The organism is Streptomyces roseifaciens (assembly GCF_001445655.1).
Taxonomy (GTDB): domain Bacteria; phylum Actinomycetota; class Actinomycetes; order Streptomycetales; family Streptomycetaceae; genus Streptomyces; species Streptomyces aureoversilis.
The window spans coordinates 1481434-1507210 of sequence record NZ_LNBE01000004.1 but is presented as its reverse complement, the minus strand read 5'-3'; the positions used below and the strand labels follow the sequence as shown (position 1 = coordinate 1507210).

Here is a 25777-nt window from a genome sequence, read left to right as displayed (position 1 = left end):
CATTTGTACACACCCTGTGGACAACGACTTGAACCACGCACCGCGGCCTGACTACCGTGGCTGAACTCCGAATCCTTCCCGCCCGTCCCGAGAACCACACATTCGTGGGACTCGCGGGGCGCCCCCAGTGACTGAGAGAGCGTGCCCTGTGGCTGACCTGCCTGCCGATCTTGCCGCAGTGTGGCCGCGCGTGCTCGACCAGCTCCTGGGAGAGGGCCGGGACAAGCGCGGCCAGGGCGTCGAGTCCAAGGACGAGCACTGGATCAAGCGGTGCCAGCCGCTGGCCCTCGTCGCGGACACCGCCCTGCTGGCCGTGCCCAACGAATTCGCCAAGGGCGTGCTGGAGGGCCGGCTGGCCCCGATCGTCAGCGAGACGCTCAGCCGCGAGTGCGGCCGCCCCATCCGGATCGCGATCACCGTCGACGACTCCGCGGGCGAGCCTCCGGCCGAGCGCCCCCAGGCCCCGCAGCCGCCCCGCTACGAGGAGCCCGCGGGCCGCGGCGGCGGCCAGGGCCGCGACGCCTACGAGAGCCGTGACGGCTACGAGGGCTACGACGGCGGCGCCTACGAAGGCCGCGAGAGCTACGGCCGCCAGGCGCCCTCCGACGACCTGCCGTCCGTGCGCCCCGCCTACCCGGACTACCAGCAGCAGCGCCCCGAGCCCGGCGCCTGGCCGCGCCACTCGGCCCCCTCCGGGCCCCCGGTGGCGCCTCCGGGCGACCGCGGGGAGCGCGGCGACCGTGACCGAGGCGACAGGAACGACTACAGCTGGCAGCAGCAGCGCCTCGGCGGCTTCGCCGAGGGCGAACGCGATCCGTACGCCTCGCAGCACTCCGCCGGCTCCTACGAGCAGCAGCCGTACGACCAGCCCGGCTCGTACGACCAGCAGGGCGCGTACGACCAGGGGTCCGACTACCGGTCGCAGCCGCCCGAGCGCATGCCGTACGAGCAGCAGCGCCGCGATCTGCCCGAGAGCCACCCGCGCGGCGGCGAGCGCGGCGAGCGGCCCGTATCCGGCGGCGCCCCCGGCCCGCTCGCGGCCAAGCCCGCGCCGGCGCCCGGCCCCGGCGAGCCGACCGCCCGGCTGAACCCCAAGTACCTCTTCGACACCTTCGTCATCGGGGCGTCCAACCGCTTCGCGCACGCCGCCGCGGTCGCGGTGGCCGAGGCGCCGGCGAAGGCGTACAACCCCCTCTTCATCTACGGCGAGTCGGGCCTGGGGAAGACCCACCTGCTGCACGCCATCGGGCACTACGCGCGCAGCCTCTACCCGGGCACGCGCGTGCGCTACGTGAGCTCCGAGGAGTTCACCAACGAGTTCATCAACTCCATCCGCGACGGCAAGGCGGACGCGTTCCGCAAGCGCTACCGCGACATGGACATCCTGCTGGTCGACGACATCCAGTTCCTGGCGAGCAAGGAGTCGACGCAGGAGGAGTTCTTCCACACCTTCAACACGCTCCACAACGCCAACAAGCAGATCGTGCTCTCCTCGGACCGGCCGCCCAAGCAGCTGGTGACCCTGGAGGACCGGCTGCGCAACCGCTTCGAGTGGGGCCTGATCACGGACGTCCAGCCGCCGGAGCTGGAGACCCGGATCGCGATCCTGCGCAAGAAGGCGGTGCAGGAGCAGCTCAACGCCCCGCCGGAGGTCCTGGAGTTCATCGCCTCCCGCATCTCGCGCAACATCCGCGAGCTGGAGGGCGCGCTGATCCGGGTGACGGCCTTCGCGAGCCTGAACCGCCAGCCGGTCGACCTGGGCCTGACCGAGATCGTCCTCAAGGACCTGATCCCGGGCGGCGAGGACGCCTCGCCGGAGATCACGGCGCCGGCCATCATGGCGGCCACGGCGGACTACTTCGGGCACACCGTCGAGGACCTGTGCGGGGCCTCGCGCAGCCGCGTGCTGGTGACGGCGCGCCAGATCGCGATGTACCTCTGCCGCGAGCTCACGGACCTGTCGCTGCCGAAGATCGGTGCACAGTTCGGCGGCCGCGACCACACGACGGTGATGCACGCGGACCGCAAGATCCGTGCGCTGATGGCCGAGCGGCGCTCCATCTACAACCAGGTGACCGAGCTGACGAACCGCATCAAGAACGGCTGACGAGAGCCGCGAGAACCGCCTGAGGGCGCTTCGGGACGCTTCCCGGAGCGCCCTTTTCGCGGTCCCGGGGGCGTCCCGGGGGCCTCTTGGGAGCCTCTTGGGAGCGTCCGGGAGGCGCCGGGCGTCCACAGCCGTGGACGGCTCTGTTCGATTACGCGCGCCGTACCCGGGGTTCTCCACAGATTCCTTGCCGACCGGCTGTCCACACGCTGGGGACTGCGAAGTTGTCCAGATGCTGTCCACAGAGGAGGCTGTTGATAGCCCATCAGGCGAGGTCAGCGGCGTGTGGATTTGTGGCCGACGGGATTCCACAGCCTGTGGACGACGGATTCACCCACAAGGCGGCATGACGGTTGTCCACCGGCGACCCACAGGCGAGTGGATGTTGTACACAGCCTTTCCACACCCCTGTCCACTGTTCGGCAACGAAACGCCCGAGGTCACCGCACCGAGTGAAAGGCGTCACACCAAGGTGCCGGATTGGGCTGTGGGGAACCTGGGTAAACCTGGGGACAGGCCTGGGGAGAAGTGCGCCCTGCCTGTGCACCGGTTGTGCAGAACTTTCCGCGGTCCACAGAACACCCCGCTTATCCACCGCCCCCACCCACAGGCCCGGTGGACAAAAAACTGGCGTTGACCTGGGCAAAGACGGTTGTCCACCGTTTCCACAGGCCCTACTACTACGACCACAGAGATCAAGCGGGGAACTCGTTTCGAAGTGGGTCCTGTGCACAACTCGGCTGCGGACCGCGCCACGCCCTCCGACCCGACTTGACCCCGAGACGCACCAGCTGTCAGCGGTGTGCGTCAGACTGGTCTCCGGCAAGCAGCCGACGAAGACGCCAGCAGGGCGAGCCAGCAACAAGCAGGAGGCGGTTTCCGGTGAAGATCCGGGTGGAGCGCGATGTACTCGCGGAGGCAGTGGCCTGGGCGGCCCGCAGCCTCCCGGCCCGTCCGCCGGTGCCCGTCCTCGCGGGCCTTCTCCTGAAGGCCGAGGAGGGCTCCCTCAGCCTCTCCGGCTTCGACTACGAGGTCTCGGCCCGCGTCTCGGTCGACGCCGATGTGGAGGAGGACGGCACCGTCCTCGTCTCCGGCCGCCTCCTCGCCGACATCTGCCGCGCGCTTCCCAACAGGCCTGTGGAAATCTCCACCGACGGCGTGCGCGTCACCGTGGTCTGCGGCTCCTCGCGATTCACACTCCACACCCTGCCTGTGGAGGAGTACCCGGCCCTGCCCCAGATGCCCACGGCCACGGGCACCGTCCCGGCCGAGGTCTTCGCCGCCGCTGCCGCCCAGGTCGCCATCGCCGCCGGCCGTGACGACACCCTGCCGGTGCTCACCGGTGTCCGCGTCGAGATCGAGGGCGACACCGTCACCCTGGCCTCCACCGACCGCTACCGCTTCGCGGTCCGCGAGTTCATGTGGAAGCCCGAGACGCCGGACATCTCCGCCGTCGCCCTGGTGCCCGCCAAGACCCTGCTGGACACCGCCAAGTCCCTCAGCGGCGGCGACTCCGTCTCGATCGCCCTGGCCGGCTCCGGCAAGGGCGAGGGCCTGATCGGCTTCGAGGGCGCCGGCCGCCGCACCACCACGCGCCTGCTCGAGGGCGACCTGCCGAAGTACCGCACGCTCTTCCCGACCGAGTTCAACTCCGTCGCCGTGATCGAGACCGCCCCGTTCGTCGAGGCCGTCAAGCGCGTCGCGCTGGTCGCCGAGCGCAACACCCCGGTGCGGCTGAGCTTCGAGCAGGGCGTGCTGATCCTGGAGGCCGGCTCCAGCGACGATGCACAGGCTGTGGAGCGGGTCGACGCCGCGCTCGACGGTGACGACATCTCGATCGCGTTCAACCCCGGCTTCCTGCTGGAGGGTCTGTCGGCGATCGACTCCCCGGTCGCCCAGCTGTCCTTCACGACGTCGACGAAGCCGGCGCTGCTGAGCGGCAAGCCCGCGCTCGACGCCGAGGCGGACGACGCGTACAAGTACCTGATCATGCCGGTGCGGCTCTCGGGCTGACGCCCTCCGACGGGACCGGCCCCGGCGGGGGCACTCACCCTTTGAGCGCCCCCGCCCCACAGGTGTGCAGCGCCTCCCCGGCGTAGGCTCGGACCCAGGTACGAACCCACTCAAGGCATAGAGGATCACCCATGGAGCTCGGTCTCGTCGGTCTCGGCAAGATGGGCGGCAACATGCGCGAGCGCATCCGCCGCGCAGGCCACACCGTCATCGGATACGACCGCAACCCGGACCTCGCGGATGTCAGCAGCCTCAAGGAGCTGGTGGACTCCCTCCAGGGGCCGCGCGTCGTATGGGTCATGGTCCCGGCCGGCGGGCCGACGCAGGCCACCATCGACGAGCTCGGCGAGCTGCTCTCCCCGGGCGACGTCGTCGTCGACGGCGGCAACTCCCGCTGGACGGACGACGAGAAGCACGCCGAGGAGCTGGGCGCCAAGGGCATCGGCTTCGTCGACTGCGGCGTCTCCGGCGGCGTCTGGGGCCTGGAGAACGGCTACGCCCTGATGTACGGCGGCGACGCGGCGAACGTCGCCCGCGTCCAGCCGGTCTTCGACGCGCTCAAGCCCGAGGGCGACTTCGGCTCCGTGCACGCGGGCAAGGTCGGCGCCGGCCACTTCGCGAAGATGGTCCACAACGGCATCGAGTACGCCATGATGCAGGCCTACGCCGAGGGCTGGGAGCTGCTGGAGAAGGTCGACTCCGTCACCGACGTGCGCGAGGTCTTCCGCAGCTGGCAGGAGGGCACGGTCATCCGTTCCTGGCTGCTGGACCTGGCGGTCAACGCCCTCGACCAGGACGAGCACCTCGACAAGCTGCGCGGCTTCGCCGCCGACTCCGGCGAGGGCCGCTGGACGGTCGAGGCCGCGATCGACAACGCCGTGCCGCTGCCCGCGATCACCGCGTCGCTTTTCGCCCGCTTCGCGTCCCGCCAGGACGACTCCCCGCAGATGAAGATGATCGCCGCGCTGCGCAACCAGTTCGGTGGCCACGCGGTCGAGAGCAAGTAGCCGGGACAAGCAGTACCGAGCACCACAGCAGTAACAGCATCACCAGCAGGACGAGCAGTACACAGCGGAAGAGGTCGGCGCACCATGCATGTCTCGCATCTGTCGCTGGCCGACTTCCGCTCGTACGCCCGGGTCGAGGTCCCGCTCGACCCGGGCGTCACGGCGTTCGTGGGACCCAACGGCCAGGGCAAGACCAATCTCGTCGAGGCGATCGGCTATCTGGCCACCCTCGGCAGCCACCGGGTCTCCTCGGACGCCCCCCTGGTCCGGATGGGCGCCGACCGCGCCGTCGTGCGCGCCGCCGTCGTCCAGGGCGAGCGGCAGCAGCTGATAGAGCTGGAGCTCAACCCCGGCAAGGCCAACCGCGCCCGGATCAACCGGTCCTCCCAGGTCAGGCCGCGTGACGTGCTCGGCATCGTGCGGACGGTGCTGTTCGCCCCGGAGGACCTGGCCCTGATCAAGGGGGACCCCGGCGAGCGCCGCCGCTTCCTGGACGAGCTGATCACCGCGCGCTCCCCGCGCATGGCGGGCGTCCGCTCCGACTACGAGCGGGTCCTCAAGCAGCGCAACACCCTCCTCAAGAGCGCGGCGATGGCCCGCCGCCACGGCGGCCGCGGCCTCGACCTGTCCACGCTCGACATCTGGGACCAGCACCTGGCCCGCGCCGGCGCCGAGCTGCTGGCCCGGCGCCTCGACCTGATCGACGAGCTGCGGCCGCTGGCCGACAAGGCCTACGAGCAGCTGGCCCCCGGCGGCGGCCCGGTGTCCTTCGAGTACCGCGGGCCGGCCGCGATCGAGGGCGCGCGCAGCCGCGAGGAGCTCTACGAGGCGCTGCTGGCGGCGCTCGCCGAAGCCCGCAAGCAGGAGATCGAGCGCGGCGTGACGCTGGTCGGCCCGCACCGGGACGACCTCCTCCTCAAGCTCGGCCGGCTGCCCGCCAAGGGGTACGCGAGCCACGGCGAGTCCTGGTCGTACGCGCTGGCGCTGCGCCTGGCCTCGTACGAGCTGCTGCGCTCCGAGGGCAACGAGCCGGTGCTCGTCCTGGACGACGTCTTCGCGGAGCTGGACGCCCGGCGCCGCGAGCGGCTGGCGGAGCTGGTGGCCCACGGCGAGCAGGTCCTGGTGACCGCCGCGGTGGACGACGACGTTCCGGAGGTCCTCACCGGGGCCCGGTACGCGGTCTCGGAAGGCAGGGTCGAGCGCGTATGAGTACGCCCTCCGAGCAGCCGAAGCCGCCCGAGCCGTCCGGCGTGGACCTGGCGCGGGTCGCGCTGCGCGCCGCCAAGGAGCAGGCGAAGGCGCGGGGTGCCGCGGCCCAGCAGAAGAAGCACGTCCGCCGCGGCGGGGTACTGCGCTCCGGCGCGCGCGCCGACGGCCGCGACCCGCTGCCGCTGGGCGCCGCCATCAACAGGCTGATCACCGAGCGGGGCTGGGAGAAGCCCGCGGCGGTGGGCGGGGTGATGGGCCGCTGGCCGCAGATCGTGGGCGATGCGCTGGCCCTGCACTGCATGCCGCAGAACTTCGACGAGGACTCCCACGTCCTGACGGTGCAGTGCGACTCGACGGCGTGGGCGACGCAGCTGCGCCTGCTGGCCCCCCAGCTGGTGGCCCGGCTCAACGACGACCTCGGCCACGGCACCGTGCGGACGATCAAGGTGCTGGGCCCGGGCGGCCCGAGCCGCCGCTACGGTTCGCTGCGCGCTCCCGGCAGCACGGGTCCGGGCGACACGTACGGCTGACGCCGGGTGCCGGGCGTTCGTGCCCGGACGCCCCGCGCGTGCCCGGCCCGGGCGGTGACTCCGGGGACGGATGACGGTCTGTGGTGCTCCCGTGGGAACCGAGTACCGGGTGATCTGCGTGGCCTGGGGTGATGCGGTGCGACGGGGGGTGCGCCGGGGCCGGCGCTGAGACCCCGCTCACGGTAGCGGGCGGTTGACAGCCCGAAGCGCTGAGTGCCGCTGTGAGCCTCTTGGAGCCCGGGTCCACATATAGGGAGTCGGCTGATGCCGGTTCAGGGCGGCACGTGCAGGCTCAGGCACCGCCAAACCCCCATTCATGTCAGCGCTACCGGTAGACTGGTGCCAATCCCGCCGGCTCGCGGGACTCGTCGACCAACGCAGAACGACGCAGCCGCTCCTGCCTGCCTCGGGTGGGGTCTCCCCGCCGCAGTCGGGGATGGCCTGTGCTGTGCCAGAAAGGGCGCTTCGTGGCCGATTCCGGCAACCCCAACGAGAACACCACCCCTTCCACGGACGGCGCGGCCGAGACCGCACCCGCGGGGGGTGCACCCGCGTCCTACGACGCCAGCGCGATCACCGTCCTGGAGGGTCTGGACGCCGTCCGCAAGCGGCCCGGCATGTACATCGGCTCGACCGGTGAGCGCGGCCTGCACCACCTCGTGTACGAGGTCGTGGACAACTCCGTCGACGAGGCCCTCGCGGGCCACGCGGACACCATCGACGTGACGATCCTTTCCGACGGCGGCGTGCGCGTCGTGGACAACGGCCGTGGCATCCCGGTCGGCATCGTGCCCTCCGAGGGCAAGCCCGCCGTCGAGGTCGTCCTGACCGTCCTGCACGCGGGCGGCAAGTTCGGCGGCGGCGGCTACGCGGTCTCCGGTGGTCTGCACGGTGTCGGCGTCTCGGTCGTCAACGCGCTGTCGACGCGCGTCGCGGTCGAGGTGAAGACCGACGGCTTCCGCTGGACCCAGGACTACAAGCTCGGCGTCCCGACCGCCCCGCTGCAGCAGAACGAGGCGACCGACGAGCACGGCACCTCGGTCACCTTCTGGGCCGACGGCGACATCTTCGAGACCACCGAGTACTCCTTCGAGACGCTCTCGCGGCGCTTCCAGGAGATGGCGTTCCTCAACAAGGGCCTCACCATCTCGCTGACGGACGAGCGCCCGGCCCACGTGGACGAGGAGGGCAAGCCCCTCAACGTCCGCTACCACTACGAGGGCGGCATCTCCGACTTCGTCCGCTACCTCAACTCGCGCAAGGGCGAGGTCATTCACCCGTCGGTGATCGACTTCGAGGCCGAGGACAAGGAGCGGATGCTCTCCCTCGAGGTCGCGATGCAGTGGAACTCCCAGTACACCGAGGGTGTCTACAGCTTCGCCAACACCATCCACACCCATGAGGGCGGTACGCACGAGGAGGGCTTCCGCGCGGCGCTCACCGGTCTGATCAACCGCTACGCGCGCGACAAGAAGCTGCTCCGCGAGAAGGACGACAACCTCACGGGCGACGACATCCGCGAGGGTCTGACGGCGATCATCTCCGTCAAGCTGGGCGAGCCGCAGTTCGAGGGCCAGACCAAGACCAAGCTGGGCAACACCGAGGCCAAGACCTTCGTGCAGAAGGTCGTCCACGAGCAGCTGACGGACTGGCTGGACCGCAATCCGAACGAGGCCGCGGACATCATCCGCAAGTCCATCCAGGCGGCCACCGCCCGCGTGGCGGCCCGCAAGGCGCGCGACCTCACCCGTCGCAAGGGCCTGCTGGAGACGGCGTCGCTGCCGGGCAAGCTGTCCGACTGCCAGTCGAACGACCCGACCAAGTGCGAGATCTTCATCGTCGAGGGTGACTCCGCCGGCGGCTCGGCCAAGTCCGGCCGGAACCCGCAGTACCAGGCGATCCTCCCGATCCGCGGCAAGATCCTCAACGTGGAGAAGGCGCGGATCGACAAGATCCTGCAGAACCAGGAGATCCAGGCGCTGATCTCCGCCTTCGGCACCGGTGTGCACGAGGACTTCGACATCGCGAAGCTCCGCTACCACAAGATCATCCTGATGGCGGACGCCGACGTCGACGGTCAGCACATCAACACCCTGCTGCTCACCTTCCTCTTCCGCTTTATGCGTCCGCTGGTCGAGGCCGGGCACGTCTACCTCTCCCGTCCCCCGCTCTACAAGATCAAGTGGGGCCGGGACGACTTCGAGTACGCCTACTCCGACCGTGAGCGCGACGCCCTGATCCAGCTCGGCCGTGAGAACGGCAAGCGGATCAAGGACGACTCGGTCCAGCGCTTCAAGGGTCTCGGCGAGATGAACGCCGAGGAGCTCCGCGTGACCACCATGGACGTCGACCACCGCGTCCTCGGCCAGGTCACCCTGGACGACGCCGCGCAGGCGGACGACCTGTTCTCGGTGCTCATGGGCGAGGACGTCGAGGCCCGGCGCTCGTTCATCCAGCGCAACGCCAAGGACGTCCGCTTCCTCGACATCTGAGCCTGTCGGCCCAACCCGAGACAGCCGCAGCGCGAAAGGACTTTGAACAGCAATGGCCGACGAGACCCCTGAGACCCCCACCGCTCCCGTGCCCGAGGTGACCCCCGAGGGCGCGCCCGCCCCGCTGGAGGGCGTGGGCATGCGCGTCGAGCCCGTCGGGCTCGAGACGGAGATGCAGCGCTCCTACCTCGACTACGCGATGAGCGTCATCGTCTCGCGTGCGCTGCCCGACGTGCGCGACGGCCTCAAGCCGGTGCACCGCCGCGTGCTCTACGCGATGTACGACGGCGGCTACCGGCCCGAGAAGGGCTTCTACAAGTGCGCCCGCGTCGTCGGTGACGTCATGGGTTCGTACCACCCGCACGGCGACACCTCCATCTACGACGCGCTCGTCCGCCTCGCCCAGCCCTGGGCCATGCGGATGCCGCTGGTGGACTCCAACGGCAACTTCGGCTCCCCGGGCAACGACCCGGCCGCCGCCATGCGGTACACCGAGTGCAAGATGGCGCCGCTGGCCATGGAGATGGTCCGGGACATCGACGAGGAGACCGTCGACTTCCAGGACAACTACGACGGCCGCAACCAGGAGCCGACGGTCCTGCCGTCGCGCATCCCCAACCTGCTGGTGAACGGTTCCGCCGGCATCGCGGTCGGCATGGCCACCAACATCCCGCCGCACAACCTGCGCGAGGTGGCCGAGGGTGCCCAGTGGTACCTGGCCAACCCGGAGGCCTCGACCGAGGAGCTGCTGGACGCGCTCGTCGAGCGCATCAAGGGCCCCGACTTCCCGACCGGCGCCCTCGTGGTGGGCCGCAAGGGCATCGAGGAGGCCTACCGCACCGGCCGTGGCTCGATCACGATGCGCGCGGTGGTCGAGGTCGAGGAGATCCAGGGCCGCCAGTGCCTGGTGGTCACCGAGCTGCCCTACCAGGTCAACCCGGACAACCTCGCGCAGAAGATCGCCGACCTGGTGAAGGACGGCCGGATCGGCGGCATCGCCGACGTCCGCGACGAGACCTCCTCCCGCACGGGCCAGCGCCTGGTGATCGTCCTCAAGCGGGACGCGGTCGCCAAGGTCGTGCTGAACAACCTCTACAAGCACACCGACCTGCAGACGAACTTCGGCGCCAACATGCTGGCGCTGGTGGACGGCGTGCCGCGCACCCTCTCCCTGGACGCGTTCATCCGCAACTGGGTGACGCACCAGGTCGAGGTCATCGTCCGGCGCACCCGCTTCCGGCTGCGCAAGGCCGAGGAGCGCGCCCACATCCTGCGCGGTCTGCTCAAGGCCCTGGACGCCATCGACGAGGTCATCGCGCTCATCCGGCGCAGCCAGACCGTCGACATCGCCCGCGAGGGCCTGATGGGCCTGCTGGAGATCGACGAGATCCAGGCCAACGCGATCCTGGAGATGCAGCTGCGCCGGCTGGCCGCCCTGGAGCGCCAGAAGATCGTGGCGGAGCACGACGAGCTCCAGGCGAAGATCACCGAGTACAACGCGATCCTCGCCTCGCCCGAGCGTCAGCGCCAGATCATCAGCGAGGAACTCACGGCGATCGTCGAGAAGTTCGGTGAGGACCGGCGCTCGGCGCTGGTGCCCTTCGACGGTGACATGTCCATCGAGGACCTGATCGCCGAGGAGGACATCGTCGTCACGATCAGCCGTGGCGGCTACGTGAAGCGCACCAAGACCGACGACTACCGCTCGCAGAAGCGCGGCGGCAAGGGCGTGCGGGGCACGAAGCTCAAGGAAGACGACATCGTCGACCACTTCTTCGTCTCCACCACCCACCACTGGCTGCTGTTCTTCACGAACAAGGGCCGGGTCTACCGCGCCAAGGCCTACGAGCTGCCGGACGCCGGCCGTGACGCCCGCGGCCAGCACGTGGCCAACCTGCTGGCCTTCCAGCCGGACGAGAAGATCGCCCAGATCCTCGCCGTCCGTGACTACGACGTCGCGCCGTACCTGGTGCTCGCCACCAAGTCGGGCCTGGTGAAGAAGACCCCGCTCAAGGACTACGACTCCCCGCGGTCCGGCGGCGTCATCGCCATCAACCTGCGCGAGACGGACAGCGGCGCCGAGGACGAGCTGATCGGTGCCGAGCTGGTCTCCGCCGCGGACGACCTGCTGCTGATCAGCAAGAAGGCCCAGTCGATCCGCTTCACCGCTACGGATGAAGCGCTCCGTCCGATGGGCCGGGCCACCTCCGGCGTCAAGGGCATGAGCTTCCGCGAAGGCGACGAGCTGCTCTCCATGAGCGTCGTGCGCCCGGGGACGTTCGTCTTCACCGCCACCGACGGCGGCTACGCGAAGCGGTCGAACGTGGACGAGTACCGCGTCCAGGGCCGCGGCGGCCTCGGTATCAAGGCGGCCAAGATCGTGGAGGATCGTGGCTCGCTGGTCGGTGCGCTGGTGGTCGAGGAGACCGACGAGATCCTTGCCATTACGCTCGGCGGCGGCGTGATCCGTACACGGGTCAGCGAGGTCAGGGAGACGGGCCGTGACACCATGGGCGTCCAGCTGATCAACTTGGGCAAGCGCGATGCCGTTGTGGGCATCGCACGGAACGCCGAAGCCGGTCGCGAGGCTGAAGAGGTCGATGAGCTGGCCGATGCAGTCGAGGGCGACGGAGCTGAGGGTGCCGAGGGCGCATCCGCCCCGGCAGGGAACATCGAGGAGTAAGTCGTGAGTCGAGCCACGGGCGCCGCGGCAAGCGGTGCAGGTGCCGAGCGCAGCACTACCGCCGCACCTGCTACCGATGAGGCCGGCGCCCGTGGCTCCGGCGCGGACGCCGACTCCCGAGGGGGGACGTTGACGGACACCCGCAAGCCGGAGCCGTACCACCCGCCGAAGGCGTACGAGCCGCCGGCCGGTTCCGTCGGCGCCGAGCCGGACGGGGAGGCCGCCGGATCCGGCGACGCCGGGAAGCCTGCCGAGGCGGCGAAGGCCGCGAAGGCGGCGAAGGCCGGTAAGGCCGCGAGCTCCAAGGCTGCGCAGTCCGCAGACGTGAAGGCCGCCGAGGCCGGGAAGGCTGCATCCGTGGCAGACGAGGCTGAGAGCGCGAAGGCCGGGGACAACGGGGGCAAGCCCGTGGCGAAGGGTTCGGCGAAGGCCGCTTCGGCCGACCCGCGGAACGCCGTCAAGGCTCCGCCCCGGATCCCCGGCCAGGACGGTTCCAAGGCCCCTGCGGGCGCCCTGAAGAAGGGCGCCCCCGCCAAGGGCTCCCAGGCGCCCCAGGCGGCCCCGCAGGGGGCCGGGAAGCCCGGTGGGGCGGCGGGCTCCGTCCCGCGTCCCGCGGCCCCGCAGGGCGCCGCACGCACCGGTGGTGCGGCAGGCGCCGCTCCGCGTCCCGCGGGCCGTCCGGAGCCGCGTACGCGTACGGCACGGCTGCGGGTGGCCAAGGCCGATCCGTGGTCGGTGATGAAGGTCAGCTTCCTGCTGTCGATCGCGCTGGGCGTGTGCACGATCGTGGCGTCGGCGGTGCTGTGGACGGTCATGGACGCCATGGGCGTCTTCTCGACCGTCGGCGGCACCATCAGCGACGCCACGAGCTCCAGTGACGGCGGCGGCTTCGACCTGCAGTCGTTCCTGTCGCTGCCGCACACCCTGCTCTTCACGTCGGTCATCGCCGTGATCAACGTGGTCCTGGCCACCGCGCTGGCCACGCTGGGGTCCTTCATCTACAACCTCTCGGCGGGTTTCGTGGGCGGTGTGGAGCTCACGCTGGCCGAGGACGAATAGCGCCGGCCGGGGCCCGGTCCGACAGGATTTTGGGACTGGGCCCCGAGTGCGCTAATCTTTCGGTGTCGCGCGGGGCTATAGCTCAGACGGTTAGAGCGCTTCCCTGATAAGGAAGAGGCCACAGGTTCAAGTCCTGTTAGCCCCACCGCACGATCGGCCCGGTCGGAGATTTCTCCGCCCGGGCCGATCTGTTTTCGCAGGACGGGCAGTTGGGCCCGCGGCCGGATCGCGGACGGGACGCCGCACAGGTCACCGATCGGTATCGGCCGGTGTGTATCATCGGCCACCAGAGGTCCCCTTACGTCAAGGAAAGACGAGGTCGCGCGGTGAAGAAGCTCCTCCTGGTCGCACTGGCCGCCATCGGCGGGCTCCTCGTGTACCGCCAGATCCAGGCGGATCGCGCCGAGCAGGACCTGTGGACGGAGGCGACCGACTCCGTGCCCGCAGGTTCGGGTGTGTGAGACAAAACGAGTCCTGAGCAGGGCCCCGGCCGACACGGCCGGGGCCCTGTTGTTTTCGGCCACGCCTCAACTTTTCGAGTGCAAATAATTGGGTTGCGAAAGCAATCTAGGCGGCGCTGAGGGCCCAGATGCCGATCCCCAGGCAGATCAGCGCCACGATCAGCACCGGCACGGCCACCTTCGCGGGCGGTCCGGGCTGCCGGATCCGGTGCCGTACGGGCCGCACCGCCGTGTACGCGCGCGTGGCCGGTGGCGGGAGCTGCGCCGGCGCAAGCTGAGCCGGAGGGAGCTGCGCCGGCAGCTGCGGCAGCTGGAACGGCGCAGGGGGCGGGTAGGCCGGCAGGGGCGGGGCCACCGGGGCGGGCGCGTGCGCCGGGCCCTCCGGGCCGAACCCCGCGGGCAGCGGGCCGAGCTGGTCGAAGACCTCGATGGGCTCCTCGGCCGCGGCGGGGCCGTCCATCATCTCCACGGCCGCGGCGAGCGCCTTGCGCGCCCCTGTGGCCGTACGGAAGCGCAGCCCCGGCTCGGGCTGCAGGAGGCCCGCAATGACCTGCCAGAGGGGCTCGGGGACCTCTTCCGGGGCGCAGGGCGTGCCGTGCTCTGCGAAGCGCTCCATGAGCGCCTCGGCGTCGGGCTTGCGGCCCGTGAGGAGGTACAGCGCCGTCAGGCCGACGGCATAGAGGTCGGCCGGGAAATCGGGCTCTTCGCCCAGCATTTGCTCCGGGGCGAAATAACCGGGGGTGCCCATCACGTAGTTGGCGTCGGTGAGGCGCGGTTCGCCCTTGCGCATGGCGATGCCGAAGTCGGAGAGCCGCACGTGGGGCCGGCCGGTGCCGGTGGCCTCCAGGAGGACGTTGGCGGGCTTGATGTCCCGGTGCACCACGCCCTCCGCGTGCACCGCGGCGAGGCCGGAGAGCAGCTGGTCCAGCAGGACGCACGCGTAGTGCGGCGGCAAGGGCCCGTAGTCGCCGATGAGATGGGCGAGGGAGCCGCCGCTCACCACGTCCATGGTGAACAGCACCTTGTCGTCGTCGGCCGCCCAGCTCATCGGTGCGACCACGTGGGGGTGGTCGATCCGTAACCCCTGCTCGCGGACGAACCTCAGCAGGGTGTGGGCGTCGCTCTGCTGGAGGACCTTGGCCGCCACGTAGCGGCGGCGGCGCCGGTCCCAGGCCCGCCAGACGGCCCCCACCCCGCCCCGGCCGATCGGGTCCACCAGCTCGTACCGCCCGGCGAAGAGCTCACCCATCGCGTGCGCGCGGTCAGCTCTGGTGGGCCTCGTAGTGCGCGACCGCCTCGGCGGTCCGCCCCGCGCCGTACACCCGCAGGAATTCGGCCAGTTCGGGGTGGGTGGGGGCGAGGCTCTGCGCGGCCTCGATGATGTCGCCCGCGCCGGCCACGGAGCGCAGCAGCGACTGGATCTCGCGGACCACCCGGCGGACGGTCGGCGCACCGCTGCTGGCCGTCGTCTGCGTGGAGTTGAGGACGGAGCCGCCCGAGCTCTTCTTGACCTCCTCCATCCGGTCCGCGGCCTCCGCGGCGCTCACGGTGCCGTCCGCGACCTGGCTGGAGAGCTCCTGCAGGGCCTGGACCCGCTGGACCACCGCGGGGTTGCCGATCTTCGCGCGCTGGCCGCTCATCAGCTGCGAGAGCATCGGCGCCGACAGGCCGAGCACGGAGGCGAGGCGGGCCTGATTGAGGCCGAGGTCGTCGATGAGACGGCGGAAGAGCGCCCCCAGAGGCTCTCCGTACCAGCTCCGCTGCAGCTCCCGTGCGCGCGCGGTGGCTTCCTGCTGTGCTGCGTCCATCTCGCTCTCCCCTTCGCTTCGCTGCAGCGAATCTTGCGGTGCATCCTACGGAGAGTGCTGGGCCCCGGCGATACCCGGTCGGAAAAGAGCGCGGGCACCGGGTAGTCTGGTCGGCGACGGGGCCTTAGCTCAGTTGGTAGAGCGCTGTCTTTGCATGGCAGATGTCAGGGGTTCGACTCCCCTAGGCTCCACAAACAATCCCCTCTGACCTGCGGAAACGCGGGGCGGAGGGGATTTTTTCATGGGTGGCGCCGGGCAGTGCCGCGGGCATGTGCCACACGTCAGCCGTTCAGTAGGCCGGCGCGGCGGGCGTAGCTTCCCGCCTGGAAACGGCTCTGTGCGCCGAGCTCGGTGAGCAGCTCGGTGACGTGCCGCCGGTAGGTGGTGACGGACATCGCGAGCCTGCGGGCCGCCATCTCGTCCTTCATCCCGGACTCCAGGAGTTCGAGGACGGAGCTGCGCAGTTCGTCCTTGGCGGAGCCGTCGTCGGCCTCCCCGGTGAACGGCCGCGCGGACTCCCAGACGCTCTCCCAGGAGCGGTAGAGGAAGCGCACGAGCGAGGGGTCCCGGACGGCGAGCGCGCCCTTGCCGTCCTCGGATGAGCTGCTGTGGTCGGCGAGGACGGCGGTGGTGGCGTCGAAGAAGAGGACCCGGTCGGGCATGTGGGCCGTGGTGCGGACCCGGGCGCCGAGCGCCACCATCCGGCTCAGATGCTGGCGCATGTAGGCGTGGGAGAGCACCGAGTGGGGGTAGACGGTCCGCAGGAGCACGCCGCGGCCGATCGCCTCGGTGGTGCGCTGCAGGCCCTCCTCCAGGGTCGCGGGGGCGGGCAGGTCGGGGTGGGCGGCGGCGACTTCGACGCGGGCGGCGGCGGACAGGCGCGCGAGGGCGGCGCGGACGGCGTCGAGGGTGGTCAGGTACTCGATGGGGGTCCGGGTGAAGTGGCCGTGCCAGGACTCCTCGAAGACCGGCTTCATCGCCATCACGTGACTGCTCATCCGCTCGGACTCGCGGTGGAGTTGCTGGATCTGCGACTCGATCGGACCGGTGACGTGGGTGACGGCGACGTCGGGGCTGCGGGGGGCGTACGCGGTGTCGCTGTCGCAGGCCGCCGACCCTGCGGGCCGGGCCGCGTCCGGGCCGTCCTCGGCGGGGTGGAGCAGGTGCAGCCGGGAGAGTTCGTCCACCGCGGCACAGATCTCGGCTCCGGGCACGTCCAGGTGGAGCGCAGCGTCCCGCGGCCGGAGGCGGCCGTGCTCGAGGGCCATGCGGTAGAGCAGTACATGGAGGTCACCGAGAGGCGAGAGGGGCGCCTCTGTAGCGATTTTGTCCATTTTCTTCTCAATCGTCGGCTCGGTGGAGGGTGAAGAGAACTCGCTGACGACTTCTCGCCATAGGGCGCTTATGGCGCCCGGTCCGGTTTCCGGGGCACCGTGGGGGTAACGGGAAGTGGCATCCGGAACGCCACTGCATAACCGGGGGGATCCGGCGTGAAGTTTAATTTTGCTATTTCTGCATTCATGGCCGCGGTCGGCATTGCCGGGGGGCTCGGGGGAGGCTCCATGGCAGGCCAGGACGGCACCGACGACATCATCTGGCAGAGTCAGCCCTGGTAGGCCCGGTGTTCGGGGCGGCTTCGTACTGCGGAAACATTCCATTCATGGAAATCCGCAGGGCTGTCCCGGTCATCTGATCTGACGTCCCTCCCCCGTCGACCGTTCTTTCGGCCTTCACAGACCCTACCGGTGGCCTTTCCGAAAAGGAATGGGATTCGTCGGCAGGTAACCGTCTCTGCTCTTTGAGTAACCGGCTCCGCTTCTCGGCTTCGCCGGACGGGGCGGGAGGAGGCACTGTGAGTCGCACACTCCCCGCGAGGGACGAAGTGCACGTGTGGTTCTGCGACGCGGGCCGCCCGGGCGGGCGCCACGCGGACGCGATCGGTGACATCGCGCTGCTGTCGCGCGAGGAGAAGATCCGGTGCGCACGCATCACGCGCCCGGCGGAGCGCCGCGGCTTCGCGGCGGCCCGGGCCGGTGCGCGGCGCGTACTGGCCGACCTGGTGGGGGCCGCACCGGAGACGATCGACATGTCCGCCGGGATGTGGATGTCCGCGGGGCGGGGCCTGCAGGGGGACGCGCCGGCGGCCGGCGCGGGGCCGTGCGGGACGCCCCTGGTCCTGGACCTCGTCTGGTCCGCGGACGCCTGGGTGCTCGGGCTCTCCGCCGGGATCCGGCTCTGTCTGGCGCTTGAGCGGGTCGAGGGCCCCGCGTCCGCGGCGTCGGCCCGGGAGCGGGTCCGGCGGAAGGCGCTGGCCAGGCTCTCCGGCGCCGAGCGCACCACTGCGGTGCAGGGGTTGTCGGGTACTTTCTCGGTGCACGACGTGCCGACGCCGGACTCCGCCGTCGCCGCCGTCGCCTGTTCCGGCCGGCACCGCCGGACCGGCGGGCCGTCCCTCCTTCTGAGAGAGGTGCCCGTTGTCACGTAAATTCCTCTTCCTGCTGGCCAGTTCGAGGACGCCCGGGGTGTCCGGCAACTCCGAGCAACTGGCGAGGAAGGCGGCCGAGGCGCTGCCCGCCTCGGTCGAGCAGCAGTGGATACGGCTCACCGATCACCCGCTCGACCCCTTCGAGGACCTGCGCCACGAGGGCGACGGGGGGTACCCGCAGCCGACCGGGAACGCCCGGATGCTGCTGGACGCGACCCTGTCCGCCACGGACCTCGTCATCGTCTCCCCCGTCTACTGGTACAGCCTGGCGACGCCCGCCAAGCTCTACCTGGACCACTGGTCCGGGTGGCTGCGCGTGCCCGGCGCCGACTTCCGCGCCGGCATGGGCGGCCGGAGGCTGTACGGCGTCGCCGTGCACGCCACCCGGGACCGCAGGGTCGCCGAGCCGCTCGTCGGCTCGCTGCGGCTCACCGCCGAGTTCATGGGCATGGACTTCGGCGGCGTCCTGCTCGGCAGCGGCACGCGGCCGGGCCAGGTGAACGACGACCAGGACGCGCTCGACGAGGCGGCGGCGTTCTTCGCGGACGGTGCGGAGCGGGACCGGGCCGAGGCGGCCTGAGCCCGCCGGAGGGCTGCCCGGCGGCCGGACGGTTGCCCGGCGGCCGGGCGGGCCCTCACACGGAAAAGGCTCTCCGGCCCGCGCACGTCGCGCGGGCCGGAGAGCCTTTCTCACACCCCCGTCAGCCGCAGCTCCAGGTCGGCGGCCGCGGCCGGCCCGTAGGCGTCGGCGGCGCGGCCCACGAGCTCCGCGGGCACGAGCTTGTACTCCTGGGTGCCGGTGGACTCCAGGACGGTGGTGGCCAGGGTGCAGCCGAGCTGGGCGGCCCGTTCGGCCGTCCAGCCCCAGGCGGTTCCGGCGAGGAACCCGGAGCGGAACGCGTCCCCCGCGCCCGTCGGGTCGGCGATCTCGCCCGCCGGGACCGCGGGAACGGGCACGGGGTCCTCGCCGGCCCGGGCGAGGACCGCGCCGTCGGCCCCGAGCGTGGTGATCCACATGCCGACGCGGCCCAGCACCTCCTGCGCGGTCCAGCCTGTCCGCTCCTTGAGCAGCGCGGCCTCGTACTCGTTGGTGAACAGGAAGCGGGCGCCGTCCACGAGGGAGCGGGTCTGGTCCGCGTCGAGCCGGGCCAGCTGCTGGGACGGGTCGGCCGCGACCGCGACGCCCAGGCGGTCGGCGGCGGCCGTGTGCCGGAGCATGGCGGCCGGGTCGTCCGCGCCGACGAGGGCGAGGTCGAGCCGGCCGGCGCGCCGGGCCACCCCGGCCAGGTCGATCTCGCGGGCCTCGGCCATGGCGCCGGCGTAGAAGGTGGCGATCTGGTTCTGGTCGGCGTCCGTGGTGCAGACGAAGCGAGCCGTGTGGAGGGTCTCGCTGACCCGGACGGACCCGGTGTCCACGCCGCCGGCGCGCAACCAGGCCTCGTACTCGGCGAAGTCGACGCCGGCCGCGCCGACGAGGACGGGCCGCAGGCCGAGGCGGCCCAGGCCGAAGGAGATGTTGGCCGCCACACCGCCCCTGCGGACTTCGAGGTGGTCGACGAGGAAGGACAGGGACACCTTGTCGAGCTGCTCGGTGATGAGCTGGTCGGCGAAGCGTCCGGGGAAGACCATCAGGTGGTCGGTGGCGATCGAACCGGTGACTGCGATGCGCACGGGAGCTCTCTCCTTGCCTGCGGCTCGGTTGATCACGCCCCTGCGGCCTTCTTCAGGGCGGTGACGCGGTCGGTGCGTTCCCAGGTGAAGTCCGGCAGCTCACGGCCGAAGTGGCCGTAGGCGGCGGTCTGTGCGTAGATCGGGCGGAGGAGGTCGAGGTCGCGGATGATCGCGGCGGGGCGGAGGTCGAAGACCTCGGCGATCGCGGTCTCGATCTTTTCCGTGTCGACGGTGTTCGTGCCGAAGGTCTCGACGAACAGGCCGACGGGCTCGGCCTTGCCGATCGCGTACGCCACCTGCACCTCGCAGCGCGACGCCAGACCGGCCGCCACGACGTTCTTGGCGACCCAGCGCATCGCGTACGCCGCCGAGCGGTCGACCTTGGACGGGTCCTTGCCCGAGAAGGCGCCGCCACCGTGGCGGGCCATGCCGCCGTACGTGTCGATGATGATCTTCCGGCCGGTCAGACCCGCGTCACCCATCGGGCCGCCGATCTCGAAGCGACCGGTGGGGTTGACCAGGAGGCGGTAGCCGTCGGTGTCGAGCTTGATGCCGTCCTCGACGAGCTCCTTGAGGACGTGCTCGACCACGAACTCGCGGATGTCGGGTGCCAGGAGCGAGTCCAGGTCGATGTCCGACGCGTGCTGGGAGGAGACGACCACGGTGTCGAGGCGGACGGCCTTGTTGCCGTCGTACTCGATGGTGACCTGGGTCTTGCCGTCGGGGCGCAGGTACGGGATGGTCCCGTTCTTGCGGACCTCCGACAGACGGCGCGAGAGCCGGTGCGCCAGGTGGATCGGCAGCGGCATCAGCTCGGGCGTCTCGTCGCACGCGTAGCCGAACATCAGACCCTGGTCGCCCGCGCCCTGCCGGTCGAGCTCGTCCTCGTCACCCTCCACCCGCGACTCGTAGGCCGTGTCGACACCCTGGGCGATGTCCGGCGACTGCGCGCCGATCGACACCGAGACGCCGCAGGAGGCGCCGTCGAAGCCCTTCTTGGAGGAGTCGTAGCCGATCTCGAGGATCTTGTTGCGCACGAGCGAGGCGATCGGCGCGTAGGCCTTCGTCGTCACCTCGCCGGCCACGTGCACCAGGCCGGTGGTGATCAGGGTCTCGACGGCCACGCGGGAGGTCGGGTCCTCCTTGAGCAGGGCGTCGAGAATGGTGTCGCTGATCTGGTCAGCGATCTTGTCGGGGTGACCCTCGGTCACGGACTCCGAGGTGAACAGGCGGCGGGACACATCGCTCCCTGGGGTTGCAGCGGCTGCTGGCTGATCATTGACAGCCCCGGCCGAGAGCTGCGCTCGACGCGGGGTCCTCGGTCAGTTTATCCGGCGTTCTCGTGGTTGGGGCATCCTGTCTCGTATCACCGCCCGGGTGACCTGCGACACCCGTGTGCTCCGGCGCACAAAACGCTCACGCGAAGCGCTGCACGACCAGGTCCCAGACGGTGTCCGCGAGGTCGTCCTTGGGACCGTAGGGAACAGGCGTCTCGGAGCCGTCAGGGGCCAGGACGACGGCTTCGTTCGCTTCCGAACCGAAGGTCTTCCGCTCCCCCACCTCATTGACAACCAGCAGGTCACAGCCCTTGCGGGCGAGCTTGGCGCGGCCGTTGGCGAGGACGTCGTCGGTCTCCGCGGCGAAGCCCACGACGACCTGCCCGGGGCGCGGCCGGTCCCCGGAGAGCTCGGCGAGGACATCGGGGTTGCGGACGAGCTCGACGGGCGCCGGCTCCTCGCCGTCCTTCTTCTTGATTTTGCCCTCGGCGTAGCGCGCGGGGCGGAAATCGGCCACGGCGGCGGCCATGACGACGGCGTCGGCGTCCGTGGCGGCCTTCAGCACGGCCTCCCGCAGCTGCACGGCGGTGCCCACGTGTATGACGTCGGCACCGGCCGGATCGGCCAGCTCGCTGTTGGCGGCGACGAGCGTGACCCGGGCGCCGCGCGCGACGGCGGTGCGGGCCAGGGCGTAGCCCTGCTTGCCGGAGGAGCGGTTGCCGAGGAAGCGCACAGGGTCGAGCGGCTCGCGGGTGCCTCCGGCGCTGATGACCACGTGCCGGCCGGCGAGGTCGGCCACCGGGCCGCCGGCCCCGCGGGCCAGCACCCGGCGGCAGACCTCGAAGATCTCCTCGGGGTCGGGGAGACGGCCCTTGCCGGTGTCGACGCCGGTGAGACGGCCGACGGCGGGCTCGATGACGATCGCGCCGCGGCGGCGCAGCGTCGCCACGTTCTCCTGGGTGGCCGGGTTCTCCCACATCTCGGTGTGCATGGCGGGCGCGAAGACGACCGGGCAGCGGGCGGTGAGCAGCGTATTGGTCAGCAGGTCGTCGGCGAGGCCGTGGGCGGCCTTGGCCAGCATGTCGGCGGTGGCGGGCGCGACGACGACGAGGCGGGCCTCCTGGCCGATGCGCACGTGGGGCACCTCGTGGACGCTCTCCCACACCTCGGTGCCCGCGGGGTGGCCGGACAGGGCCGACCAGGTCGCCTCGCCGACGAAGTGCAGGGCCGAGGCCGTGGGCACCACGCGGACGTCGTGGCCGGACTCGGTGAGCCGGCGCAGCAGCTCGCACGCCTTGTAGGCGGCGATCCCGCCGCTGACCCCCAGGACGACCTTGGGCTTGTCCATCGTCTCCCCATCCATCGGTTGAGTACAGCTCCCATGACACACCAAAGGTCCGGCAGACGTTCCCCCAGCTAGACGCTGGGAGGTGTCTCCTGCCGGACCCCTGGTGACGAATGTGCCGTGCTTACTGCGCCGGGGCCTCGATGGCCTCGGAGGTCAGCAGGCCCGCGTTGATCTCGCGGAGCGCGATGGAGAGCGGCTTCTCGTGGACGTGGGTGTCCACCAGCGGGCCGACGTACTCGAGCAGGCCCTCGCCGAGCTGCGAGTAGTACGCGTTGATCTGACGGGCGCGCTTGGCGGCGTAGATCACCAGGCTGTACTTCGAGTCGGTTGCCTCGAGCAGCTCATCAATCGGCGGGTTGATGATGCCCTCGGGCGCGGTGATGGAAGAGGACACTCTCTGCCTTCCGAAGGGGGGTGAAGAAAGATGGTCAACGGAGCAAGGCTAGCAGTTCACGTGCAACGTCCTCGACGGAGGTGTTGACAAGCGTGACGTCGAACTCCGACTCGGCGGCGAGCTCGACCTTGGCCGCGGCGAGGCGGCGCTCGATCACCTCGGGCGACTCGGTGCCCCGGCCGGTGAGCCGGCGGACCAGCTCGTCCCAGCTCGGAGGCGCCAGGAAGACGAGCCGGGCCTCCGGCATGGTCTCGCGGACCTGCCGGGCGCCCTGCAGGTCGATCTCCAGCAGCACCGGCTCGCCGGCCTCCAGGCGGTCGAGGACCGCCTGGCGCGGCGTGCCGTAGCGGTTGCCGGCGAACTCGGCCCACTCCAGCAGCTCACCGTTGGCGATGAGCTTGTCGAACTCCTCGTCGTCGACGAAGAAGTACTGGACACCGTCCTGCTCGCCGGGGCGCGGCTTGCGGGTGGTGGCCGAGACCGAGAGCCACACCTCGGGGTGCGCCTTGCGCATATGGGCGACGACCGTGCTCTTACCGACCCCGGATGGGCCGGAGAGCACGGTCAGCCGCGGTTGTCTGGCCGGGGATACGGGGGACGTCCCCCGGGAGACTGCAGTACTCATGCAGCGATTATCCCGGTTCGCGGGAGTGCCTGGGAACGTCAGGCGGCCTTGCCGCCGAACTCACGCTCCAGCGATGCGATCTGGTTCGAGCCGAGCCCGCGCACACGACGGCTCTCGGAGATCCCGAGCCGCTCCATGATCTGCTTGGCGCGGACCTTGCCCACGCCCGGCAGGCTCTCCAGGAGTGCGCTGACCTTCATCTTGCCGATCACTTCGTTCGTCTGGCCCTGCGCGATGACATCGTGCAGCGAGGCACCGGAGTGCTTGAGCCGATTCTTGACCTCGGCGCGCTCCCGGCGAGCCGCGGCGGCCTTTTCGAGCGCGGCAGCGCGCTGTTCAGGGGTAAGGGGCGGAAGAGCCACGCCTACGTCACCTCGGATATCGAACTGTCGGATAACGGACCGGTGAGGAACCTAGTCGGCCCACACCTGCGGAGCAACGAGCAACGCGCTTGCACGTTCGCTCTCGTCGGAGACTAGCGGCCGATTCCGCTCCAGTCAGCGAGAACAAGCGAAAAGTCCTGGTCAGACTCGCTCGACCAGGACTTTTCCGGACATATGGACCAACAATTTTGACGCTTCTGTGGCAGGCCCCTCGCGCGGCGGACCCCCGGCGGCTAGCCGGCCGCCGGATCCGCGGCGCTCACGGCCTCCCGGACCTCGGCCGCGAACCGCTCGGCGCTCGCCCGCAGCGCCGCCGCGTCCGGTCCGTGCCGGAGCACGCCCCGGCTGACGTTCGGCACCACGTCGCGCACGGCCGCGCCGAAGACCTTGGGCAGGTCGGCCGCGGTCGCCCCCTGGGCGCCGATGCCGGGGGCCAGCAGCGGGCCGTTGATGTCCAGCTCCGCGCGCGCCGCGCCGAGCGAGCCGCCCAGGGTGGCCCCGACGACCGCGCCGTACGAGCCCATGGGCGCGGCGTCCGCGTTCTCCGCCCGCAGGTGGTCCAGCATGGTCGCGGCCACGCTCGCCCCGTCCGCCCGTACGGCGTGCTGCACCTCGGCGCCCTCCGGGTTCGAGGTGAGGGCCAGGACGAACACGCCGGTGCCGGTCTCGCGCGCCAGGTCCAGCGCGGGCCGCAGCGAGCCGTAGCCGAGGTAGGGGCTGACCGTCACGGCGTCGGAGAAGAGCGGCGAGGCGGGGTCTAGGTAGGTGGCGGCGTAGGCGGCCATGGTGGAGCCGATGTCGCCGCGCTTGGCGTCCATCAGGACCAGCGCGCCGGCCTCGCGGGAGTCGGCGACGGCCTGCTCCAGGACGGCGATGCCGCGCGAGCCGAAGCGCTCGAAGAAGGCGGACTGCGGCTTGAGCACGGCGACGCGGTCGGCGAGCGCTTCCACCACGGTGCGGGTGAAGCGCTCCAGGCCGTCGATGTCGTCGCTCAGGCCCCAGTCGGCGAGCAGGGAGGCGTGCGGGTCGATGCCGACGCAGAGCGGGCCGCGCTCGTCCATGGCGCGGCGCAGGCGCGCGCCGAAGGGTTCGAGGGTCATGCGGCTGCCTTCTTCCGGGTCTCGGCGCCGACCGCCTCGGCGAGGGTGGCGTACGGGCCGGCCGCGAGCTTCTCGGCCAGGCCCTGGTGGATCTTGCGGCACCAGAACGGGCCCTCGTAGATGAAGGCGCTGTAGCCCTGGACGAGCGTGGCGCCCGCCAGGATGCGCTCCCAGACGTCGTCGGCGGTCTCGATGCCCCCGACGCCCACCAGGGTGATCCGGTCGCCCACGCGGGCGTACAGGCGGCTCAGGACCTCCAGCGAGCGGGCCTTGAGGGGGGCGCCGGACAGGCCGCCGGCCCCGATGGCCTCGACGGTGCGCTTCGGCGTCCGCAGGCCCAGGCCGTCGCGGGCGATCGTGGTGTTGGTGGCGATGATGCCGTCCAGGCCCAGCTCGACGGCCAGGTCGGCGACGGCGTCGACGTCCTCGTCGGCCAGGTCGGGGGCGATCTTCACCAGCAGCGGGACGCGGCGCGAGGTGACCGTGCGGTCGGCGGCCTCGCGCACGGCGGTCAGCAGCGGCCGCAGCGCCTCGGTGGCCTGCAGGTTGCGCAGCCCGGGCGTGTTGGGCGAGGAGACGTTGACGACGAGGTAGTCCGCGTGGGCGGCCAGGCGCTCGGTGGAGGTGACGTAGTCGGCGACGGCCTCGGCCTCCGGCACGATCTTCGTCTTGCCGATGTTGACGCCCACCGTGGTCCGGAAGACTGCCTTGCGGGCCGCCAGGCGCTCCGCCACGGCCGCCGAGCCGTCGTTGTTGAAGCCCATGCGGTTGACGAGCGCGCGGTCCGCCACGAGGCGGAAGAGACGCTTCTTGGGGTTGCCGGGCTGCGGCTGGGCGGTGACGGTGCCGACCTCGATGTGGTCGAAGCCGAGCATGCTCATGCCGTCGATGGCGGAGGCGTTCTTGTCGAAGCCGGCGGCGAGCCCGAAGGGGCCGTGCATGCGCAGGCCGAGCGCCTCGGTGCGCAGCTCCTTGTGGCGGGGGGCGAGGACGGCCGCGACGAAGGTGCGCAGGACCGGCACGCGGGCCGCGGCGCGGATCCAGGCGAAGGCGAGGTGGTGGGCCTTCTCGGGGTCCATCCGCTGGAAGATCAGTCGGAAGAAGAGGGAGTACATGGTGGTGCCG

Annotated in this window: 22 protein-coding genes and 2 tRNA genes; 13 read left to right on the top strand and 11 right to left on the bottom strand. The window is 70.8% G+C overall.

What is annotated here, in order from left to right:
* The first annotated feature begins 148 nt into the window (after positions 1–148).
* The 10 genes from dnaA to AS857_RS37980 all read left to right on the top strand — a co-directional run bounded on the left by dnaA (position 149) and on the right by AS857_RS37980 (position 13561).
* Positions 149–2107, top strand: coding sequence for a chromosomal replication initiator protein DnaA (dnaA, locus tag AS857_RS23895; protein ID WP_058045317.1), 1959 nt, complete (start codon positions 149–151; stop codon positions 2105–2107).
* 882 nt (positions 2108–2989) lie between these two features.
* On the top strand, positions 2990–4120 hold the full coding sequence (gene dnaN / locus AS857_RS23890) for a DNA polymerase III subunit beta (RefSeq protein ID WP_058045316.1): 1131 nt from the start codon (positions 2990–2992) through the stop codon (positions 4118–4120).
* A 131-nt stretch (positions 4121–4251) separates the two neighbouring features.
* Entirely contained in the window at positions 4252–5127 is an 876-nt protein-coding gene (gnd, locus tag AS857_RS23885; protein WP_058045315.1) for a phosphogluconate dehydrogenase (NAD(+)-dependent, decarboxylating), read from the top strand.
* Positions 5128–5211: 84 nt separating this feature from the next.
* Positions 5212–6336, top strand: coding sequence for a DNA replication/repair protein RecF (gene recF / locus AS857_RS23880; RefSeq protein WP_058045314.1), 1125 nt, complete (start codon positions 5212–5214; stop codon positions 6334–6336).
* A complete protein-coding gene (locus AS857_RS23875) occupies positions 6333–6866 on the top strand; it encodes a DciA family protein (protein ID WP_058045313.1) in 534 nt (177 codons plus the stop codon). The genes recF and AS857_RS23875 overlap by 4 nt, the downstream gene beginning before the upstream one ends.
* A 443-nt stretch (positions 6867–7309) precedes the next feature.
* Entirely contained in the window at positions 7310–9358 is a 2049-nt protein-coding gene (gyrB, locus tag AS857_RS23870) for a DNA topoisomerase (ATP-hydrolyzing) subunit B (RefSeq protein ID WP_058045312.1), read from the top strand.
* A 52-nt stretch (positions 9359–9410) separates the two neighbouring features.
* The gene (gyrA, locus tag AS857_RS23865) at positions 9411–12041 is read left to right on the top strand and encodes a DNA gyrase subunit A (RefSeq protein ID WP_058045311.1); all 2631 of its coding nucleotides are present in this window, start codon (positions 9411–9413) and stop codon (positions 12039–12041) included.
* A 324-nt stretch (positions 12042–12365) separates the two neighbouring features.
* Positions 12366–13100 carry a DUF3566 domain-containing protein gene (locus AS857_RS23860; protein WP_107105728.1) on the top strand — a complete coding sequence of 245 codons (735 nt, stop codon included), beginning with the start codon at positions 12366–12368 and terminating at the stop codon, positions 13098–13100.
* Positions 13101–13171: 71 nt separating this feature from the next.
* Positions 13172–13245: transfer RNA gene (locus AS857_RS23855), tRNA-Ile, on the top strand.
* Between the two features lie 181 nt (positions 13246–13426).
* Positions 13427–13561, top strand: a complete 135-nt coding sequence (locus AS857_RS37980; protein ID WP_003958712.1) for a DLW-39 family protein — start codon at positions 13427–13429, stop codon at positions 13559–13561.
* A 106-nt stretch (positions 13562–13667) separates the two neighbouring features.
* Here AS857_RS37980 and AS857_RS23850 read toward each other — a convergent pair whose 3' ends face one another.
* Together AS857_RS23850 and AS857_RS23845 are read right to left on the bottom strand one after the other, a co-directional pair.
* A complete protein-coding gene (locus AS857_RS23850) occupies positions 13668–14810 on the bottom strand; it encodes a serine/threonine-protein kinase (protein WP_058045310.1) in 1143 nt (380 codons plus the stop codon).
* 13 nt (positions 14811–14823) lie between these two features.
* Complete coding sequence (locus tag AS857_RS23845) at positions 14824–15369, bottom strand: helix-turn-helix domain-containing protein (protein WP_058045309.1); 546 nt, start codon at positions 15367–15369, stop codon at positions 14824–14826.
* A gap of 118 nt (positions 15370–15487) precedes the next feature.
* Here AS857_RS23845 and AS857_RS23840 point away from each other — a divergent pair.
* Positions 15488–15560 (top strand) — tRNA-Ala (locus tag AS857_RS23840).
* 90 nt (positions 15561–15650) lie between these two features.
* On the opposite strand, the gene AS857_RS23835 is transcribed toward AS857_RS23840, so the two are convergent.
* On the bottom strand, positions 15651–16703 hold the full coding sequence (locus AS857_RS23835) for a helix-turn-helix domain-containing protein (RefSeq protein ID WP_144440887.1): 1053 nt from the start codon (positions 16701–16703) through the stop codon (positions 15651–15653).
* Between the two features lie 518 nt (positions 16704–17221).
* On the opposite strand from AS857_RS23835, the gene AS857_RS23830 reads away from it, so the two are divergent.
* Positions 17222–17854 (top strand): hypothetical protein, encoded by a 633-nt coding sequence (locus AS857_RS23830; RefSeq protein ID WP_058045307.1) that lies wholly within the window; start codon positions 17222–17224, stop codon positions 17852–17854.
* Entirely contained in the window at positions 17844–18434 is a 591-nt protein-coding gene (locus AS857_RS23825) for a flavodoxin family protein (RefSeq protein ID WP_058045306.1), read from the top strand. The genes AS857_RS23830 and AS857_RS23825 overlap by 11 nt, the downstream gene beginning before the upstream one ends.
* Positions 18435–18544: 110 nt before the next feature.
* Here AS857_RS23825 and AS857_RS23820 read toward each other — a convergent pair whose 3' ends face one another.
* The 8 genes from AS857_RS23820 to AS857_RS23785 form a co-directional block, all read right to left on the bottom strand.
* Positions 18545–19525, bottom strand: a complete 981-nt coding sequence (locus AS857_RS23820) for a carbohydrate kinase family protein (RefSeq protein WP_058045305.1) — start codon at positions 19523–19525, stop codon at positions 18545–18547.
* 32 nt (positions 19526–19557) lie between these two features.
* Positions 19558–20766 (bottom strand): methionine adenosyltransferase, encoded by a 1209-nt coding sequence (metK, locus tag AS857_RS23815; RefSeq protein ID WP_058045304.1) that lies wholly within the window; start codon positions 20764–20766, stop codon positions 19558–19560.
* Positions 20767–20941: 175 nt separating this feature from the next.
* On the bottom strand, positions 20942–22165 hold the full coding sequence (gene coaBC, locus AS857_RS23810) for a bifunctional phosphopantothenoylcysteine decarboxylase/phosphopantothenate--cysteine ligase CoaBC (RefSeq protein WP_245700445.1): 1224 nt from the start codon (positions 22163–22165) through the stop codon (positions 20942–20944).
* Between the two features lie 106 nt (positions 22166–22271).
* Entirely contained in the window at positions 22272–22544 is a 273-nt protein-coding gene (gene rpoZ / locus AS857_RS23805) for a DNA-directed RNA polymerase subunit omega (protein WP_004948662.1), read from the bottom strand.
* 34 nt (positions 22545–22578) lie between these two features.
* A complete protein-coding gene (gene gmk / locus AS857_RS23800; protein WP_063278429.1) occupies positions 22579–23169 on the bottom strand; it encodes a guanylate kinase in 591 nt (196 codons plus the stop codon).
* 38 nt (positions 23170–23207) lie between these two features.
* Positions 23208–23531, bottom strand: a complete 324-nt coding sequence (locus tag AS857_RS23795) for an integration host factor (protein WP_030365336.1) — start codon at positions 23529–23531, stop codon at positions 23208–23210.
* Positions 23532–23785: 254 nt separating this feature from the next.
* Positions 23786–24652, bottom strand: a complete 867-nt coding sequence (gene pyrF, locus AS857_RS23790) for an orotidine-5'-phosphate decarboxylase (protein WP_058045301.1) — start codon at positions 24650–24652, stop codon at positions 23786–23788.
* Positions 24649–25767, bottom strand: a complete 1119-nt coding sequence (locus AS857_RS23785) for a quinone-dependent dihydroorotate dehydrogenase (protein WP_058045300.1) — start codon at positions 25765–25767, stop codon at positions 24649–24651. The genes pyrF and AS857_RS23785 overlap by 4 nt, the downstream gene beginning before the upstream one ends.
* Positions 25768–25777: the final 10 nt, after the last annotated feature.